At 58.2% G+C, this 20199-nt stretch carries 12 protein-coding genes; 2 read left to right on the top strand and 10 right to left on the bottom strand.

The window, feature by feature from the left end; all coding sequences use genetic code 11:
* Positions 1-13: 13 nt before the first annotated feature.
* The 10 genes from R0I78_RS04400 to ampD all read right to left on the bottom strand — a co-directional run bounded on the left by R0I78_RS04400 (position 14) and on the right by ampD (position 18631).
* Positions 14-694, bottom strand: a complete 681-nt coding sequence (locus tag R0I78_RS04400) for a Fe2+-dependent dioxygenase (protein WP_317074458.1) — start codon at positions 692-694, stop codon at positions 14-16.
* Between the two features lie 261 nt (positions 695-955).
* Entirely contained in the window at positions 956-3202 is a 2247-nt protein-coding gene (locus tag R0I78_RS04395) for a TonB-dependent siderophore receptor (protein ID WP_317074457.1), read from the bottom strand.
* Between the two features lie 174 nt (positions 3203-3376).
* The gene (gene acnB, locus R0I78_RS04390) at positions 3377-5974 is read right to left on the bottom strand and encodes a bifunctional aconitate hydratase 2/2-methylisocitrate dehydratase (RefSeq protein WP_317074456.1); all 2598 of its coding nucleotides are present in this window, start codon (positions 5972-5974) and stop codon (positions 3377-3379) included.
* A 215-nt stretch (positions 5975-6189) separates the two neighbouring features.
* The gene (locus R0I78_RS04385; RefSeq protein ID WP_317074455.1) at positions 6190-8430 is read right to left on the bottom strand and encodes a patatin-like phospholipase family protein; all 2241 of its coding nucleotides are present in this window, start codon (positions 8428-8430) and stop codon (positions 6190-6192) included.
* A 128-nt stretch (positions 8431-8558) separates the two neighbouring features.
* Complete coding sequence (locus tag R0I78_RS04380) at positions 8559-10433, bottom strand: methyl-accepting chemotaxis protein (RefSeq protein WP_317074454.1); 1875 nt, start codon at positions 10431-10433, stop codon at positions 8559-8561.
* 278 nt (positions 10434-10711) lie between these two features.
* The gene (lpdA, locus tag R0I78_RS04375) at positions 10712-12139 is read right to left on the bottom strand and encodes a dihydrolipoyl dehydrogenase (protein WP_317074453.1); all 1428 of its coding nucleotides are present in this window, start codon (positions 12137-12139) and stop codon (positions 10712-10714) included.
* A 151-nt stretch (positions 12140-12290) separates the two neighbouring features.
* Complete coding sequence (gene aceF, locus R0I78_RS04370; RefSeq protein WP_317074452.1) at positions 12291-14207, bottom strand: pyruvate dehydrogenase complex dihydrolipoyllysine-residue acetyltransferase; 1917 nt, start codon at positions 14205-14207, stop codon at positions 12291-12293.
* A 10-nt stretch (positions 14208-14217) separates the two neighbouring features.
* Positions 14218-16878, bottom strand: a complete 2661-nt coding sequence (gene aceE, locus R0I78_RS04365) for a pyruvate dehydrogenase (acetyl-transferring), homodimeric type (protein ID WP_317074451.1) — start codon at positions 16876-16878, stop codon at positions 14218-14220.
* Between the two features lie 61 nt (positions 16879-16939).
* A complete protein-coding gene (gene pdhR, locus R0I78_RS04360) occupies positions 16940-17701 on the bottom strand; it encodes a pyruvate dehydrogenase complex transcriptional repressor PdhR (RefSeq protein ID WP_019933138.1) in 762 nt (253 codons plus the stop codon).
* Positions 17702-18088: 387 nt separating this feature from the next.
* Positions 18089-18631 carry a 1,6-anhydro-N-acetylmuramyl-L-alanine amidase AmpD gene (gene ampD / locus R0I78_RS04355; protein ID WP_317074450.1) on the bottom strand — a complete coding sequence of 181 codons (543 nt, stop codon included), beginning with the start codon at positions 18629-18631 and terminating at the stop codon, positions 18089-18091.
* Between the two features lie 72 nt (positions 18632-18703).
* Here ampD and R0I78_RS04350 point away from each other — a divergent pair, with 72 nt between their 5' ends.
* On the top strand, positions 18704-19222 hold the full coding sequence (locus R0I78_RS04350) for a retropepsin-like aspartic protease (protein ID WP_317074449.1): 519 nt from the start codon (positions 18704-18706) through the stop codon (positions 19220-19222).
* A 48-nt stretch (positions 19223-19270) separates the two neighbouring features.
* A complete protein-coding gene (nadC, locus tag R0I78_RS04345) occupies positions 19271-20125 on the top strand; it encodes a carboxylating nicotinate-nucleotide diphosphorylase (protein WP_317074448.1) in 855 nt (284 codons plus the stop codon).
* Positions 20126-20199: the final 74 nt, after the last annotated feature.

The following is a 20199-nucleotide window of genomic DNA, read 5'->3' as shown; positions in this document are numbered from 1 at the left end:
CCCTGTTCCCCACTCAAAGCGCCCAGCGGCGCAGCAGGTTGTGATAGACACCGGTAAGCTGAATGCTGGTCTCGTTGTCGGCTCCCAGCTGCTGGTTAATGTTCTGAATGCTGGTGTCCAGATCAAACAACAGACTGCGCTGGCCATCGTCCCGCACCATGCTCTGAATCCAGAAAAACGAGCTGATACGCGCCCCTTGCGTCACCGGCAGCACCTTGTGCAGGCTGGAAGACGGATACAGAATCAGATCTCCTGCCGGTAGTTTAACGCTGTGAGCGCCATAGGTGTCTTCCACTACCAGCTCGCCCCCTTCATATTCTTCCGGTTCACAGAAAAACAAGGTCGCCGACAAATCGGTACGAATGCGCTCTCCCGTAACCGGGTGCATACGAATGGAATTGTCTACGTGAATGCCGAAAGCCTGGCCGCCCTGATAGCAGTTGAACAGCGGCGGAAAGATTTTCGCCGGCAGCGCCGCCGCCACAAACAGCGGATGACGGGCCAGCGCCTCTGTGATCATTTTGCCAATCACAGCAGCGGTGTCGCTGTTTTCAGGCAGTTGCAGGTTGTTTTTGGCCTGAGCCGACTGAAAACCGGCAGTAGCATTGCCGTCTATCCAGTCGGCCGCCAGCAAAAGCTTGCGGCATTCGGCCACCTGTTCGGCGCTGAGCACGCCGGGTATATGCAGCATCATGATGAAATTCTCGCTTTCTTGCTAAACAAATAAAGCCCCGGCAGGGGCTTGTTATCAAACTAGAAATGGCATGCCGCTGTCAGATCCTGCACAGGGAAGCACCAGCAGGGTTACCTCCGCCGACACGCTTCAAGCCCATCCCTGGGACGCTCGGCACATGCCGTCCATGGCATGTGACGGTCGGCTTCGGCAATCCCTGCTGTTGCTTCCGGCAGCATCGAGTTGCTAAACGCCAGCAGAAGTTCTGTTCAGACAGATCTATCAGAACCGGTAGTTGGCGGAGAGCACGGCAGAGCGGCCATCACCCAGCTCCACGGCGGAGCTGCGGGTCAGAATGACGGTGGCCGGATCAACCGAGCCGTTGCTGCCGCGAACCCGTTCTACATACTCTTCATCAAACAGGTTGTTCACGTTCAGCTGCAGGCTGAAAGCCTCATTAACCCGATAAGACGCCATGGCATTGTGCACCCAGTAGCTGTCGATTTGAGTATCAGAGCTGCTGGTCACGGCACGGGAGCCCACATAGCGGGCACCATAGCCCAGCTCCACGCCCGGAATCACCTCATAGGTGGTCCACAGGTTGGCGCTGTTGCGGGGCGTGTTCTGCAGCTCCCGGCCCACTGCATCGGGGTTGGTCACCGAGCTCAGGGTTTCGCTGTCGAGCAGAGTATAGTTGGCAAACACTTTCCATTCGTCGGTCAGCACACCGGTCAGCCCCAGCTCGGCACCCTGTACTCGCTGTTCACCCGCGTTATACAGGTTATCGTTGGCGTCTTTTTCATTGACGTTATTCTTGTTAACCCGGAACAGTGCCGCATCCACCCCCAGACGACCGTTCATCAGCTCCCACTTGGTACCCAGCTCCCAGGTTTCATTCTTCTCTGGCTCCAGGCTTTCGGCACCGGCAGCCCCCCGCAGCGGCAAACTGCCTGAGGTGGCCAGCGCTTCGGCAGACGGATTAAAGGAAGTACCGTAAGCCAGGTAAATACGGCCATTATCGGCGGGCTTGTACACTATGCCGGCACGACCGCTGAACATTCGATCACTGGTAGAGGTGGTATCACCGCTGACCTTATTGGAGGTATCACCCGAGATCCAGTCTTGGCGCGCGCCCAGACTCAGATCCCACTGCGGGTGCAGCCTAATGGTATCAAACACATACAATGCACGCGTGTTCAGTGCCGCCTCGGTACCGCCGCTGTTTTTATAATTGACGGGCCCGCTCCAGTGCCCCGGCGGATGGTAGAGATCAAAGCCATTGGCCGGATAATTACCACTCAGGTTATCGCTGCCGGAGGTCAGATCATAGGTCTCGCGCGAAATCTCGCCGCCTACCAGCATGTCATGCCTGAAAGCGCCGGTGTCAAATTCAAAGGCCACACCGGTCTGGTTGATCCACAGCTCGGTTTTGGCATCGCGACGATAGCCCTGCGGCCCGGCAGGCAGATATTGCCCGTCCGGCAAGGCAACCCAATTAGGATTATTCCTGTCGCCCAGGTTTTCCCCCAGACTGACATGAGATGCAGAAATAGTGGTGTCTCTGTCTACCCGGCTGTAGCGGGTCTGGTTCTCGATGCGAGCGGTGTCGCTCAGCTGGTGCTCAAGCTTGAGAGTAATGGCATCGGACTGAATTTTTTCTTCGTCCAGGTTGCGCCAGCCGAAGTAGCTCTCTCTGTCTACACCGGGCAGCACCTTGCCGTTTTGCGCCGGCAGGCCGTAGTCGGGCAGGTTGTCATCTTGCTGGTGGAAGTAGCTGAGGGTGGCCTGAGTCTGCTCGCTCAGCCCTATGGTTACCGAGGGCGCAATACCAAAACGCTGACGATCGATATTGTTGCGCCCGGGCACGTCGTTCTCGTGAGCCATCAGGTTGATGCGGGCAGCGCTGTTCACGCCCACATCCAGGGTGGTGTTGGCGTCCAGGGTCACACGGCGATAGTTGTCAGTGCCCAGGCTGGCACCCAGCTCGGCAAAGTCACGCTGTTGGGGAGTCTTGCTTACCTGGTTGATGGCACCGCCCGTGGTGCCGGCACCGCCAAACACCGAGTTGGGGCCTTTCAGCACTTCCACCTGCTCAATGTTAAAGGTGTCGGTGCGGTTGTTCTGGCTGCTGTCGCGCAGGCCGTCAATCTGCATGTTGGCGTTGGCGCTGAAACCACGAATATTGATTTTGTCACCGGAGCCGCCGCCGCCCTCGCCTGCATCAAAGGTGATGCCCGACACGTTGGACAGCACCTGGCGCAGGCTCAGCGCCTGCTGCTCTTTCATCACTTCTTTGGGCACCACTGTGACTGTCTGGGGCGTGTCCAGCAGGGGCTTTACATATTTGCTCGAGGCCGACGCTTCTGTCTTATAGGCCTGCTCCCGCTGATCCTTGACGGTGACCGTATCAAAACGAGTGACATCCTGCTGGGCATAGGCAGGAACCGCCATGCTGGCCACGGCCAGACCCACAGCGGAACTGAGCATGGTTTTGGGGGAACCGGCGGTTGAGCGAATAAAGGTGCGCACTGACAACTCCTTGTTAGTATTTAAACTTAAAGATACCCTCTGTAAAGAATAATAATTATCATTTATTGTTTGATTTAGATCAAGTTCTGAAATGTCTGTTTCCGCTATTTATTTCAGGCATAAAAAAACCAGCCCGAAGGCTGGTTTTGATATCAGAGTGAATATGTTCGGCGTTTAAACGGCCTGCTGCACTATCACCGTATTGGCTTTTTCCACGTAGCTGTCGAGCTCATCGAAGTTCAGATAACGATAAGTGTCGGCAGCGGTGGCGTTCAGCTCCTGGGCGTATTCCAGGTACTCGGCCACGGTGGGCAGCTTGCCGTGAATGGCGGCCACGGCGGCCAGCTCGGCCGACGCCAGATACACGTTGGCACCCTTGCCCAGACGGTTGGGGAAGTTACGGGTAGAGGTGGACACTACTGTGGTGTTGTCCCCTACCCGCGCCTGGTTACCCATACACAGAGAGCAGCCCGGAATCTCGATGCGGGCACCCACCCGGCCAAAGATACCGTAGTAGCCTTCGGCGGTGAGCTGATCCTTGTCCATCTTGGTGGGCGGGGCCACCCACAGACGGGTCGGCAGCTGGCCTTTAAAGCGGTCCAGCAGCTTGCCGGCGGCGCGGAAGTGGCCGATGTTGGTCATGCAGGAGCCGATGAAGATTTCATCGATACTCTCGCCGGTCACGTCAGACAGCAAACGGGCATCGTCGGGATCGTTCGGGGCACACAGGATCGGCTCCTTGATCTCGCTCATGTCGATTTCCAGCACGTGGGCGTACTCGGCATCGGCATCGGCCTCCATCAGCTCCGGGTTGGCCAGCCACTCTTCCATGCCCTTGATGCGGCGCTCCAGAGTGCGCTTGTCACCGTAACCTTCGGCGATCATCCACTTCAGCATCACTATGTTGGAGTTTAGGTACTCGATGATCGGCTCTTTATCCAGCTTGATGGTACAACCGGCGGCAGAGCGCTCGGCGGTGGCATCGGCCAGTTCAAAGGCTTGTTCCACCTTCAGTTGGGGCAGGCCTTCAATTTCCAGCACGCGGCCGGAGAATTCGTTGATCTTGCCTTCCTTGGCCACGGTCAGCAGACCGTGCTGAATGCCGTAGTAAGGAATGGCGTGCACCAGATCCCGCAGGGTGATGCCGGGCTGCATTTCGCCCTTGAAGCGCACCAGCACGGATTCCGGCATGTCCAGCGGCATCACGCCGGTGGCGGCGGCAAAGGCCACCAGGCCGGAGCCCGCCGGGAACGAGATGCCGATGGGGAAACGGGTGTGGGAGTCACCGCCGGTGCCGACGGTGTCGGGCAGCAGCATGCGGTTCAGCCAGGAGTGAATAACACCGTCACCCGGGCGCAGAGACACACCGCCCCGGTTCATGATGAAGTCGGGCAGAGTGTGATGCGTATTAACGTCCACCGGCTTGGGATAAGCCGCGGTATGACAGAACGACTGCATGGTCAGGTCGGCGGAGAAGCCCAGACAGGCCAGATCTTTCAGCTCATCCCGGGTCATGGGGCCGGTGGTGTCCTGAGAGCCCACTGTGGTCATCTTGGGCTCGCAGTACTGACCGGGGCGTACGCCCTTGACGCCGCAGGCCTTGCCCACCATTTTCTGGGCCAGAGTATAACCCTTGCCGGAGTCGGCTACCGGAGCCGGACGCTTGAATACCTCGGACGGGGCCAGCCCCAGTGCTTCACGGGCCTTGTCGGTCAGACCACGACCGATGATCAGCGGAATACGGCCGCCGGCGCGCACTTCGTCGAGCAGCACGTCGGTTTTCAGTTTGAAGGTGCTCAGTACCTCGTCACTGCCATGGCGACAGATTTTGCCCTCATAGGGGTAAATGTCGATCACATCGCCGGTGTTCAGCTTGGTCACATCACATTCAATGGGCAGGGCACCGGCATCTTCCATGGTGTTGAAGAAGATGGGGGCGATTTTGCTGCCAATGCAGATGCCGCCGGCGCGCTTGTTAGGCACAAACGGAATGTCGTCGCCCATGTGCCACAGCACTGAGTTGGTGGCGGACTTGCGGCTGGAGCCGGTGCCGACCACGTCGCCCACATAAGCCAGTGGATGACCTTTTTGCTTCAGGGCTTCAATGGCGGTGATGGGGCCAACCACGCCGTCTTCGTCGGGCTCAATGCCGGGACGGGCGTTTTTCAGCATGGCCTGGGCGTGCAGCGGAATGTCGGGGCGGGACCAGGCGTCCTGGGCCGGAGACAGGTCATCGGTGTTGGTTTCACCGGGCACCTTGAATACGGTCATGGTGATCTTGTCAGCCAGGGGCGCGCGCTCCAGGAACCACTCGGCCTCGGCCCAGGACTGCATCACCTGCTTGGCAAAGGCATTGCCGGCCTTGGCTTTTTCGTCCACATCGTGGAAAGCGTCAAACATCAGCAGAGTGTGGCTCAGGGCCTTGGCGGCGATGGGCGCCAGGGCGTCCACGTCCAGCAGCTCAACCAGCGGAGCAATGTTGTAACCACCCTGCATGGTGCCCAGCAGTTGTGTGGCCTGCTCGGCAGACACGACCGGCGAGCTCACTTCGCCCTTGGCCACAGCAGCAAGAAAACCGGCCTTTACATAGGCAGCTTCATCAACACCGGGGGGAATGCGAGTGGAAAGGAGTTCGTAGAGGAAAGATTCTTCGCCAGCGGGCGGGTTTTTGAGTAATTCAACCAGGGCAGCAACTTGCTCTGCGTCGAGCGGTTTGGCAACCACTCCCTCAGCGGCACGTTCTTCGACGTGTTTACGATAGGCTTCAAGCACGACTGTATCCTCTTATTATCATTCGCCACCACGGGCGTAAGTATCCTTTATAGGGGGCCTTGGGCGTCGGTGAGACGCCGCGAAAGTATATTAGTTTTAACCGTGAATTAAAATCCGGCCTGCCCTACCTTTGGTCGAATGTTTGACTAACGCCATGTTTTGAATAGCATTTCCGTGCATAAACCACAGTTTTGAGCACCAACAAGCCATTAACATTAAAAGCTGAACAGATTGCCAAAATAGAGGTAGATGCTGCTTTTATTCCCGTCAGCCTGACCAAATGCCAGATAGAGCGGCCCCCAGTTGGTGTCTACACCAACGAATATGCTACCGGCTGTCAGTGATTCATCCCAGCCCACATCGGCACCCGAGTTCCATACGCCCCCCCGCTCCAGTGAAGTACCCAGATAGACGGGTGAGCGAAAAGCACCAAAGTCATTATCCAGCCAGCGGTAGTGATAAAGCAGTCCGGCCAGACCGCTGTAGCGGCCGCTGAGCTGCTCGCTCTGATAACCGGACAAATTGAATAATCCTCCCAAGCTGCGGGCAAATACCGGCAGCGGCTGCTCGGCGGTAGAGCCTCCCAGCGTCAGCTTGGTGATCAGAGTATGACGGCCGGCATTCCAGGGGCGCAGCCAGTCCAGTTCATAGTCAAGGCCGGTGACGTTTTCATTATTACCCTGCCCTTCCAGCCGGTTGCGGTAATAGCCCAGGGTCAGCCCGGCACTTTCCCCGCGGGTGGGGAAAAATACATTATCCAGCGTGTCATGGGTCACTCTCAGATAAGGTCCGGCAGAGAACACATCCAGCCCGCCGTCCAGATTCCGCGCCTCTATGCTGCCGGTCAGCCCCTGAAAACCCAGGGCCAGCTCACTCCAGGGGTTGAGGTTATAGCCCAGCTCGCTCAGCAGGCTCCAGGTGGAATAATCAAAGTCTAGGGTAGTGAGCCGGCCGAACTGCTCATAGGTTTCGTCACCGGGCTCGATAAAAAAAGTGCGCCGGCGCTTCTCATATTCCCCTCTGGCCTTCCAGAAAAAGTCGTAGTCGGTATCCAGCGGCGTGTAGAACTCGGTAGCCAGCAGCTTGTTGCTGCCCAGAGTGACTTCGGCCAGCCACTCGCCCCCCAGCATATTGATATTGGTGCGGCGAAACTGAGCACCAATCTCATAACTGGTGCGGCTGGAGAAGTCATCTTCCAGTGCAAACTTGAGATCCACAAAGCCCGGGCCCCAACCTTTTTCCGTGGTCTGCACCGTCAGCACCTGCTCGCCGTCCCGCTCTTCAATGCGGTAACTGACCTGCTCAAAGGCATCCAGCGCATAGAGCCGGCGCACCCCCTGCTCCAGCTCTTCGGTCTGGTGAAAGTCACCGGGCTGAAGCCCCAGCGCATCACGGATCACGGCCTCGCTCAGGCTGGCATTGCCTTCCACTTCAACCCGGTCGAGAAACACCACATCACTGCGCTGCAGCCGGGCGCGTCTGTCCAGCTTGCGATTGCGATAGTCGGTATAGTCCTGCTCACTCAGTGCCAGTGGCAACAGCTCGGGCAACAGGGCGGTAGCAGCCGCCCTGCCTCTGGCAATGGCTGCAGGCATCAGCCTGAAGTCTCCCACGCCAATGCCGGTGATATCGGGAGTCAGCAGCACATCGTCCTCGGTAAGCAGTGCCTTTTGCCGCTCTGTGCCAGCCCGGGTAAGGTAGTTGGTAAGCTGGGTGACCATGGCCAGGGCGCTGTCGAGGCTTTCTCTGGGCAGCATGGCATCACCGATGTCCACGGCAATCACTACCCCGGCCCCCATGTCTTTAGCCACATCCACCGGCAGATTGTTGACCACGCCGCCGTCGGCCAGCAGCTTGCCGTTCAGATCAACCGGCTGCAGCACACCCGGCACCGACATGGAGGCCTGCATGGCGGTGGCCAGGTGGCCCTTGTTCAGTACCACAGGCGTCATGGTTTCCATGTCGGTGGCCACGGCCCGGTAAGGAATGGGCAGCTGATCAAAGTTCTTCAGCCGAGGAATGGTGAGGGTGCTGCGCCTGAGCAGGGCCCCCAGCGCCTGGCCCTGAAAAAAGCCGCCGGGCAGGCTGAGCTGCCATTGTTCGTTCAGACCGATATCAGTGCGCAGCAAAAATTCATCATTCTGGCGCTTGCGCCTGAGCGAAAGTTCGTCGCGACCGACCTTGTCCTGATAGCCCTGATTCCAGTCCAGGCTCAGCAGCTGCTGCTCCAGCTCATCGGCGTCCAGCCCCAGGGCATACATGCCCGCGATATAAGCTCCCATGCTGGTACCGGTAACAATATCTACCGGAATGCGGTGCGCTTCCAGTACCTGCAGCACTCCCACATGGGCCGCTCCCTTGGCCCCGCCGCCGCTCAGCGCCAGCGCCACACGCGGACGCTCCGCCAGCGCCGGCAAGGACAACAGCAGAATGAGCAGCAACAGAGACAAGCGCATGGCGAACCGACAACGACTGAGCAAATGATGTTCGCATTGTAGGCCTGCGGCCGGGAATGGGGAATGGGGAATGGGGAATGGGGAATGATACCGGTCTCCTTACCCCTTCCCCCTCACTGCGCTTGGCATCAGGCCGGCAAGCTGAACCGCCCCACCAGTTGTTGCAGCTCGTTGCCGAGACCGGCGAGCTGAGCGCTGTTGTCGGCGGCCTGATCGCTGGCGGCGGCGGAATGCTCGGACAGCTCGCGAATGCTGAACACCGAGCGGTTGATCTCTTCCGCCACCGAGCTTTGCTGTTCGGCGGCAGTGGCGATCTGGCTGTTCATCTGCTGGATCTGCGACACCGCTCGGGCAATGGCCTGAATGGCGCTGCCGGTCTCATTGGCGGTGGCCACGGTATCCTCGGCCATGACGGCACTGTGATCCATCATGGTCACCGACTCTCGGGCCTTGCCCTGCAATCCCTGGATCATGCCTTCAATCTGGGAGGTGGCCTGCTGAGTGCGTTGGGCCAGGGCGCGCACCTCATCGGCCACCACCGCAAAACCGCGGCCATGCTCGCCGGCCCGGGCCGCCTCAATGGCGGCGTTCAGGGCCAGCAGGTTGGTCTGCTCCGCCACCCCCTTGATCACGTCGAGGATGCCACCGATATTGAGGCTCTCGCTTTCCAGTTGCTGGATCACCGCCAGTGACCGGCGCACCTCTTCCGCCAACGTGGTGATCCGTTCCGTGGTTTGGGTGACCTTGGCATTGCCGGCACCGGCATCGCTATCAGCGGTCTGGGCCGCGCCAAAGGCGGCCTCGGCGTGGCGCGCCACCTCCTGCACCGTGGCCGCCATCTCGTTCATGGCGGTGGACACCTGCTCCAGCTCCAGCCGCTGCTGGTTGGTGCCACTGCGGCTTTGTTCCGACATGGCCGACAGGCTCTGGGCCGAGCTGGCGATATGACTGCTGTTATTGTTCAGCTCGCCCACCAGGCTGCGCAGGTTTTGGGTCATGGTCTGCATGCTGTCCATCAACTGGCCGAGTTCGTCCCGACGCCGATGAGACACATTCTGGGTAAGATCACCGCTGGCAATGCGATCCGCCTGGGACACCAAAATTTTGAGCGGATTGACGATGCCCTGAGTGATCAGCCAGGCGAACAGGGCGCCCATCACCAGCGCCGCGGCGGTCACCAGCAGGATCAGCATGCCGGACCACTGGCTGACCTTTTCCATGTTCTGTTTCTGGCTGGCCACCAGGGCCGCACTGCTCTCGGCCATGGTACTGGCCAGCTCATCAATGCGAGCCTCCAGGGCCGACAGCTCTTGGGCCAGGCTGACATACTGCTGCTGTTGCTGCTCAAAGCGCTCCAACAGCTGGTAAAACTCGCGCACATCCGCATCGTCTCCCAGCCTGAGGCGGCTTTCCAGCGTCAGCATCAGCCCTTTCAGGCGGCCCGCCAGCAACTTGGCCTGGGACTGATCACCGCTGATCACGTATTCACGCTGGGTCAGGCGTATACCGGTCAGCCGTACCAGCCAGCTCATGTAGGCGGGTTCCCCACCGCTCAGGTATTCGGCCCGTTGCTGGGCGGCAAAACCGAGCTGGCTGAGGGCAAACAGCACGTCGTTTCTCTGCTGGCCCAGCGCCGCCAGCTGATCCAGCTCCTGTTGATAGGTCTGGGCGCCATCCAGCAGCAGCTCAAGACGGGCAAGGTCAGTGTCCTCGTGCAGCTCCGATTGCAATCGGCTGGCCAGCTCACGGGCTTGGGATACGGTGGCTTTCGCCTGGGTCAACTGCTCGCCGTCATGCTGCAGCAGATAGTCCTTTTCCTGCTGACGCGCCTTGCTGAACAACAGATCGATATTGACCGCCCGCTCCTGGCGGTCGGCGCTGCTCAGTGCCTGATTCAGAGAAAAACCACTGATGGCGGCGATAACCAGGGTGGTCAGCAACATCATCACAAAGCCCAGGATCAACTTGAACCTGACACTCATATTGCCGGGATGAAAGCGCATATCGTATTCCTTTACGTCGCGGTAGAGCATTAAGTCCTTAAAACAGGACGTTTAACCATATCGACTAATTGACAAAGGCGCGCGCTTTTTATTCAAAACAGTGATCCGTGGCACAAATGAGGCCGTAGTGCGGGGGATTGGGGATTGGGGATTGGGGATTGGGGATTGGGGATTGGGGATTGGCAGAATACCCCGCCAGTATCTAATCCCAATTCCCTGGTCCCTAAAAAAATCCCCGGCCAGTTGGCCGGGGATTTTTATTGCCGAGGCAAAAAGAATTACTTCTTCTTCTTGGCCTTGGGGTTCGGCATATCGGTGATGGAGCCTTCGAACACTTCGGCAGCCATGCCCACGGACTCGTGCAGAGTCGGGTGAGCGTGAATGGTCAGCGCGATGTCTTCGGCGTCGGCACCCATTTCAATGGCCAGACCAATCTCGCCCAGCAGTTCGCCGGCGTTGGTACCAATGGTGGCACCACCCAGAACACGGTGAGTGTCCTTGTCGAAGATCAGCTTGGTCATGCCGTAGGAAGAGTCGGACGCAATGGCGCGGCCGGACGCCGCCCAGGGGAAAGAAGCCACTTCAAAGTTCAGGCCTTGTTCCTTGGCTTCCTTCTCGGTCACACCCACCCATGCCACTTCCGGCTCGGTGTAGGCGATGGACGGGATCACTTTCGGATCGAAGTAGTGCTTCATGCCGGCAATCACTTCGGCGGCCACGTGACCTTCGTGCACACCCTTGTGCGCCAGCATGGGCTGACCCACTATGTCGCCGATGGCGTAGATGTGCGGCACATTGGTGCGCATCTGCTTGTCGACGTTGATGAAGCCACGCTCATCCACGTTAACACCGGCTTTTTCAGCGTCCAGCGACTTGCCGTTGGGCGCGCGGCCAATGGCCACCAGCACGGCGTCGTACACGTTGGTAACGGTCTGGCCTTTCTTGTCTTCCATGGTGACGTGAATGCCATCGTCTTTGGCTTCAACGGCGGTCACCTTGGTTTCCAGCATCAGGTTGAACTTGCTCTTCACCTGCTTGGTGAAGATCCTGATGATGTCCTTGTCGGCAGCCGGGATCACCTGGTCGAACATTTCAACCACGTCGATCTTGGAGCCCAGGGAATGGTACACGGTACCCATTTCCAGACCGATGATACCGCCACCCATCACCAGCAGCTTCTCGGGCACTTCTTTCAGCTCGAGCGCATCGGTAGAGTCCCACACGCGCGGATCGTCATGGGGAATAAACGGCAGTTTGATCGGACGGGAGCCGGCAGCAATGATGGCGTTGTCGAAGTTAACCGTGGTGTTGCCACCCTCGCCTTCCACCACCAGGGTGTTGGCACCGGTGAACTTGGCCACACCGTTCACCACCTTGACCTTACGCATCTTGGCCATGCCGCCCAGCCCCTGAGTGAGCTGACCGATGACTTTTTCCTTGTGCGCGCGCACCTTGTCCAGATCGATCTGCGGCTCACCAAAGGTCACACCGTGGCTGGCCATGATCTTGGATTCTTCAATCACTTTGGCGATGTGCAGCAGTGCCTTGGAGGGAATACAGCCCACGTTCAGGCAAACACCGCCCAGAGTGGAGTAACGCTCAACGATTACGGTTTCCAGGCCCAGATCGGCGGCACGGAAAGCGGCGGAATAGCCGGCAGGGCCCGCGCCCAGAACCACAACCTGAGCTTTGACTTCTTGACTCATGGTGACCTCTATTATGATTTTTAGCCCTGTTCAGGCAGTGGCGACAGGAGAACCAGACTCAAGACGGCCACTACATTACAAACGGGGAAAAGTTTACTGTTCTGTTATCAAAAAGAAAGTAAAAAGGCAGGCTTATGCCTGCCTTGTCACATTAAAGGGCCAGGCGGCGAAGGTCGCTCAGCACACCACTCAGCATGGTGATGAAACGGGCACCGTCGGCACCGTCAATCACTCTGTGGTCGTAAGACAGCGCCAGCGGCTGGATCAGGCGGGGTTCAAACTCCTTGCCGTTCCATACCGGCTTGATGCCGGACTTGGACACACCCAGAATGGCCACTTCAGGGGCGTTCACGATAGGCGTGAACTGGGTGCCACCAATGCCGCCCAGCGACGAAATGGTGAAGCAACCGCCCTGCATGTCGGCCGCGGTCAGCTTGCCGGCACGGGCTTTCTTGGAGATTTCGCCCAGCTCGATGGCCAGCTCGCGAATGCCTTTCTTGTTCACATCACGAACAACCGGCACCACCAGACCGTTGGGAGTATCTACCGCCACACCGATGTGCACGTACTTCTTCATCACCAGGCTCTGGCCGTCTTCGGAGAGAGAAGAGCAGAACTTGGGGAAGGCTTCCAGCGCCTTGGCGGCGGCCTTCATGATGAAGATCAGCGGGGAGATCTTGTAACCCAGCTTCTGTTTCTCGGCAATGGCGTTTTCGCTCTTGCGGAATTCTTCCAGCTCGGTGATATCAGTCTCGTCAAACTGAGTAACGTGGGGAATTTTCACCCAGTTACGGTGCAGGTTGGGGCCGGAGATCTTCTGAATGCGGGTCAGGGCCACTTCTTCCACTTCACCGAACTTGGCAAAGTCGACCTTGGGCCAGGCCAGCACTTCCATACCACTGCCGGCCACGGCCACGCCCGCGGGCTGACCGGAAACCTGCTTGATAATGGATTTAACGTAGTTTTGTACGTCTTCTTTCAGAATGCGCTGTTTCGGGCCGGTGGCGGATACCTTGGACAGATCCACACCAAACTCGCGGGCCAGACGGCGTACTACCGGGGTGGCGTGCACGTAGGCGTTGTTCTCAACGAACTCGCCCTTGGCAGGTGCGGCAGCAGCGGCCGGGGCAGCCGCCTTCGGTGCTTCGGCTTTAGGTGCTTGTGCTTTCGGCGCTGCGGCCGGAGCAGCAGCAGCCGGGGCGGCACCTTCCACAGCAGCGGCTGCCGCCTCAAACACCATTACCAGCGAGCCGGTGTTCACCTTGTCACCGGTGGCTACCTTGATTTCCTTGACCACACCGGCGAACGGCGCGGGCACTTCCATGGAGGCCTTGTCGCCTTCCACGGTCAGAATGGACTGATCGGCTTCTACCTTGTCGCCCACGGCCACCATCACTTCGGTCACTTCTACTTCGTCACCGCCGATATCGGGCACGTTCACGTCTTTGGCAGCAGCAGCGGCCGGGGCCGCAGCAGGGGCAGCTTCAGCTGGCGCAGCAGCAGCCGGCGCAGCTTCACCCGCCGGTGCGGCACCAGCCACTTCAAAGACCATGATCAGAGAGCCGGTGTTAACCTTGTCGCCTACGGCAGTCTTGATCTCAACAACCTTGCCGGCAAAGGGCGCAGGTACTTCCATGGAAGCCTTGTCGCCTTCCACGGTGATCAGGGTCTGCTCTTCCTCAACCGTGTCGCCTACGGCCACGGCAATTTCGGTGACTTCTACTTCATCACCGCCGATGTCCGGTACGTTTACGTCTTTCTGCGCGCTGGCAGCGGCCGGTGCAGCAGCGTCAGCCTTGGGGGCTTCTTCTGCAGCAGCCGGGGCGGCAGCGCCGCCCTCTGCTTCAAAAACCATAATCAGTGAGCCAGTGTTGACCTTGTCGCCAACGGCAATCTTGATTTCCTTGACCACGCCGGCGGCGGGGGCAGGAACTTCCATGGAGGCCTTGTCGCCTTCCACGGTGATCAGAGATTGTTCTTCCTCAACCTTGTCGCCCACGGCAACCAGGATCTCGGTGACTTCAACCTCATCGGCACCGATATCCGGCACCAGAATATCTTTAGACATGTGTTACCCCTTATGCGTACAGCGGGTTGATCTTGTCGGCGTCGATGCCGTACTTGGCGATGGCGTCGGCAACCACTTTCTTGTCGATGGTGCCCTGCTTGGCCAGCTCGGTCAGCGCGGCAATCACAACATAGTGCTTGTTCACTTCAAAGTGACGACGCAGGTTGTCACGGCTGTCGGAACGACCGAAACCATCGGTGCCCAGCACCTTGTAGCTGGCAGACGGCATAAAGGCACGCACCTGTTCGGCGTAGTTCTTCATGTAGTCGGTGGCAGCAATGGCCGGCTCGGAACCCATCACCTGAGCGATGTAAGGCACGCGGGCCTCTTCGGTCGGGTGCAGCATGTTCCAGCGCTCCACGTCCTGACCTTCACGGGTCAGTTCGTTGAAGGAGGTCACACTGTATACATCGGAGCCGATGCCGTACTCGTCGGCCAGGATTTGAGCGGCTTCACGCACGCCAACCAGGATGGAGCCGGAGCCCATCAGCTGAACCTTGCCGTTCTTGCCTTCCACGGTGTCGAGCTTGTAGATACCCTTGCGGATGCCTTCCTCGGCACCTTCCGGCATAGCCGGCTGATGGTAGTTCTCGTTCAGCGTGGTCAGGTAGTAGTACACGTTCTCGGGGTTGTCGCCGTACATGCGACGCAGACCGTCCTGCACGATTACCGCTACTTCATAAGCGTAGGTCGGATCGTAGGTGATACAGTTGGGGATCACGCCAGCCTGAATGTGGCTGTGGCCGTCTTCGTGCTGCAGACCTTCACCGTTCAGGGTGGTACGACCGGAGGTACCGCCAATCAGGAAGCCGCGGGCCTGCTGGTCGCCAGCCGCCCAGCACAGGTCACCCACCCGCTGGAAACCGAACATCGAGTAGTAGATGTAGAACGGAATCATGGGGCAGTCGTTGGTGCTGTAGGAGGTGGCAGCGGCCAGCCATGAAGACATGGCACCCAGCTCGTTGATACCTTCCTGCAGTACCTGACCCTGCTTGTCTTCCTTGTAGTAGGCAACCTGCTCACGGTCCTGCGGCGTGTAGTTCTGACCATGAGTGTTATAGATGCCAATCTGACGGAACAGACCTTCCATACCAAAGGTACGGGCTTCGTCGGCCAGAATGGGCACAATGCGTTTGCCGATGGACTTGTTCTTCAGCATGATGTTCAGAGAACGCACAAACGCCATGGTGGTGGAGATTTCACGCTTCTGCTCTTCCAGCAGCGGCTGGAAGTCTTCCAGTGCCGGAATGTCCAGCTTGACGGTGGTTTCGGGCAGGCGGGTCGGCACATAGCCTTTCAGGCTCTGACGACGGGCATGCAGGTATTCATATTCGCGGCTGCCTTCTTCAATTTTCAGGTAAGGCAGGTTGGGCAGGTCTTCATCGCTCACTTCAATGTTGAAGCGGTCACGCATGTGCTTGAGCGAAGACATGTCCATTTTCTTGACCTGGTGCGCGATGTTCTTGCCTTCGGCAGAATCGCCCATGCCGTAACCCTTGATGGTCTTGGCCAGAATAACGGTGGGCTTGCCTTTGGTGTCGGCGGCGTTCTTGTACGCAGCGAACATCTTGGCAGGATCGTGACCGCCACGGTTCAGGGCAAAGATTTCTTCGTCGGTCCAGTCTTTTACCAGGGCGGCGGTTTCGGGATATTTACCGAAGAAGTGCTCACGCACATAGGCACCGTCTTTGGACTTGAAGGTCTGGTAGTCACCGTCCAGAGTCTCGTTCATCAGCTGAACCAGTTTGCCGGAGGTGTCTTTGGCCAGCAGGTCGTCCCAGCGACGGCCCCAGATAACCTTGACCACGTTCCAGCCGGCACCGGTGAACAGGCCGTCCAGTTCGTTGATGATTTTGCCGTTACCCACCACAGGGCCGTCGAGGCGCTGAAGGTTACAGTTGATAACGAAGCACAGGTTGTCCAGCTTCTCACGGGCGGCAATGGTAATGGCACCCTTGGATTCCGGCTCGTCCATCTCGCCGTCGCCCAGGTAGGCGTATACGCGCTGCTCGGAGCAGTCTTTCAGGCCACGGTCGGTCAGGTACTTGAGGAAGCGGGCCTGATAGATGGCGTTGATCGGACCCAGACCCATGGACACGGTCGGGAACTGCCAGAAGTCCGGCATCAGCTTGGGATGCGGGTAAGACGGAATACCCTTGCCGTCTACTTCCTGACGGAACATGTCGAGCTGGGCTTCGGTCAGACGGCCTTCGGCAAAGGCGCGAGCGTAGATACCGGGAGAGATGTGCCCTTGAAAGAACACCAGATCGCCGCCGTCTTTCTCGTTACGACCACGGTAGAAGTGGTTAAACGCCACTTCGTACATGGTGGCACTGGAAGCGAAAGAAGACATGTGACCACCCAGGTCCAGATCTTTCTTGGAGCCACGCAGTACAATCATGACTGAGTTCCAGCGGATGATGGCGCGGATCCGCCGTTCCAGATCCCAGTTGCCCGGGTACTCAGGCTCTTCGTCGGTGCTGATGCTGTTGACGTAATCTGAGTGAGCGTTGCGGGCCACGGCTACACCATGCTTGATGGCTTTGGTGGTCAGGCGCTCGTAAATGTACTGAGCGCGCTCAGGTCCTTCTTGACGGATCAAAGACTCCAGGGCGTCAAGCCACTCTTGAGTCTCTATTGAATCCACATCATTTTTCAGGATATCAGACATGGCTGTTTCCTATCTCGTTTGGGGCTGATGCCCATGGGTTTCGTCGCTGCCGAAGGCATTATTATTCCTGTTGCCGGGTCCGGCGCAGAGAACGCTGAATGCGGCTTTCTTCACGCTGGATCTCGAACAGGGTTTCTTCAATAAAGGCCAGGTGCTCATGACAAGCGTCCCTGGCCTTTTCCGGCTCGCGAGACAGTATGGTCTGGATCAGATTGGCGCGATGTTTGCGGATCTGCTCCACCATGCCGGCTCGCCGGTTAAGAATCTGAATGTTGCGCAGAATGCTGGACTCCAGCATGGGCTGAATGGCTCTCAGCAGGTGCAGCAGCACCACGTTGTGAGCCGCGGCCGCCACCGCCAGATAGAATTCGGCGGCATGCTTGGCTTCACCAGCCAGGTCGCCCTGCTCCTGAGCGGTAATAATGGCCTGCTGGGCCGCACGAATGGCATCAAAATCGGTTTCAGTGCCGCGCATGGCGGCGTAGAAGGCAGAGATGCCTTCCATGGTGTGACGAAACTCCAGCAGGTCATACTGAGATTCCGGATGTTCCGCCAGCAGCTGAAACAAGGGATCCGCCAAGCCTTTGGTGAGGGCATTTTGTACGTAGGTGCCCCCGCCCTGCCGGCGGGATACCAGACCGCGCACTTCAAGGTGCTGAATCGCTTCGCGCACAGACGGGCGCGACACCGCAAACTGCTCGGCCAGCTCACGCTCGGGCGGCAACCGCTGACCCGGCTTCAGGCTGCCTTCCACTATCATCTGCTCCAGTTTGGTGGCGATAGTTTCGGCAAGTTTGGGTTGTTTGATTCGCTGGTAGGCCATTCACTCTGCTTTAAAAATTGGTAATACCAATTAACACTGTTAAAAAAAGGTATCAGAGCAGGCAAGAATTGTCCATGGTTTTTGTGATCATTGCATACAAAAGACCATTTGCGCGCGGTAATTTTTTGGGCCGGCTCATAAAACTAGACCAGCCCCGGGAAAACACAAGAATATTGGTAATGGTCAGACCAACCGAAAACCGGGGAATGGGGATTAGGGACTGGGGGTTAGTGGTGTAGCAGGCAACGCCGATGTTGCCCGAAGCAGCAGTGGGGATTGCCAGAGCCGACCATTAAATGCCATGGATGGCATTTTCGAGCGCTACATGGAAGTACTTGAAGCGTGTCGGCGGAGCGCAACCGCGCTGGTGCTTCGTGAGATGAGGTCTCAGAGCAGGGCGCGAAAGCGTTTCCAGTCAAAGCCGGGGCCGGGGTCGGTTTTGCGGCCGGGGGCAATGTCGCTGTGGCCGGTAATGCGGCCGGGCGTGATGGCGGGGTAATGTTGCATCAGTATTTGGGTAACCGCGGCCAGTTGCTGATACTGGGCCTCGGTATAGTCACCGGTATCGGTGCCTTCCAGCTCAATGCCAATGGAAAAATCATTACACTTGTCACGGCCGTCAAAACTCGACAGTCCCGCATGCCAGGCCCGTTTATGAAACGGCACATACTGCACCAGTTCACCGTCGCGGCGAATAAGGCAATGGGCTGACACCCGCAGCTGATGAACAGCCTCAAAATAAGGATGCATATTTGCATCAAGACGGCCCATAAAAAGGTCATCTATGTAATGATCACCAAAACGCCCCGGTGGCAGGCTGATGCAATGCACCACCAGCAGGGAAATATCATTATCAGGGCGGTCATCCTGATGAGGAGACTCACAATAACGGGCCGGACTGAGCCAGCCATGCTCCAGGGTAAAAGACATAGAGGGTCCGTTCACTGTATTCGGGCGGACGTATACTAACAGGGTAACGGCAAACTTTGCCAAGGAGCCGATATGGGACAATCGTCAGATCCGGTGCGCCGTGCCGGGCGCATTATGTGGATTCTGGTATGGGCACTTGGGTTATTGATGCTTACCTGGTATTTCAGCCACCTGCTTGACCGGCAACACAATCCCAATCAGCAGGTGCAGATACTCAGCGCCAACAGCATGGTGCTGGAGCAAAACCGTTATGGCCATTATGTGGCCAGCGGGGCAGTAAATAACCAGCCGGTGGTGTTTTTGCTGGATACCGGTGCCACTCAGATGGCCGTGCCCCGGGCCGTGGCTGCACGGCTGGAGTTGCCGGTAGGCGCACCACTGACGCTGGGCACAGCGGCTGGTCAGGTCACCGGTTACCGCACTCATATTAAATCGTTGTCGCTGGGGCCCTTCACCCTGTACGATCTGAGCGCCGTCATTATGCCCAGCCAGAGTGAGGAAATACTGCTTGGCATGAACGCCCTGCGCCGCTTTGAGCTGATACAGCGGGGCTTACAAATGACCATTACCTATTCCGGGCCGGAGCAGTGATTCCGGCATTTTCAGTACAATTGTGAACTTGTGACAAAGGTAGACTCAATGCCCAACTCCACCCTGGCCAACGAAATCCGCTTAAATGTAACTGCCGCCCTCACCGAGGATCTGGGTGGCAGCACGGATCCTGTGCAGGATATTACCGCCATGCTGCTGCCAGAGAGCCAGCAGGTTACCGCGCACCTGATTACCCGTGAAGACGGTGTGTTCTGCGGCCGGGACTTTGCCGAAGAAACCTTTACCCAACTCGGCGGGCAAGTGGAGTTACACTGGCTGGTAAAAGACGGTGACACCGTGACCGCCGGCCAGCGGCTGCTGACCCTGACCGGGCCGGCCCGTGCCATTCTTACCGGTGAGCGCACTGCGCTCAACTTTATTCAGACCCTGTCTGGCGTGGCTAGCGAAACCAGACGCTATGTCGACAAACTGGCCGGCACTCACTGCCGCCTGCTCGACACCCGCAAAACCCTGCCCGGCCTGCGCCGGGCGCTGAAATATGCGGTAACCTGCGGCGGCGGCCATAATCACCGCATGGGCCTGTATGACGCTTACCTTATCAAAGAAAACCACATCTTTGCCTGTGGCGGCATCGACAAGGCAGTGGCTGAAGCCCGCCGCCTGCAGCCGGAAAAACCGGTAGAAGTGGAAGTGGAGTCTCTGGCGGAGCTTAAACTGGCACTGGATGCCGGTGCCGACATTATCATGCTCGACAACTTCAGCGTGCCCGATATGCGCACCGCCGTGGCCAGCACCGCCGGCCGCGCCAGACTGGAAGTGTCGGGCAATGTGACCCTGCAGACCATCGCCGACTACGCTGCCACCGGCGTGGACTTTATTTCTGTAGGTGCCCTCACCAAGCATGTGCGGGCGCTGGACCTGTCACTGCGGGTTGAAAACTGATCCCGTGACCTGAGCACTGCCATCATGATGCCGGGTTTGCCGATTGGGCAAACCCGCTAACGCTTGCTATAGAT

Origin of the sequence: Oceanimonas sp. CAM02, assembly GCF_032842915.1 — a bacterium.
In the GTDB taxonomy this organism is placed as follows: Bacteria; Pseudomonadota; Gammaproteobacteria; order Enterobacterales; family Aeromonadaceae; genus Oceanimonas; species Oceanimonas smirnovii.
Note: the sequence above shows the minus strand (reverse complement) of the source record. Positions and strands in the feature narration are given on the sequence as shown.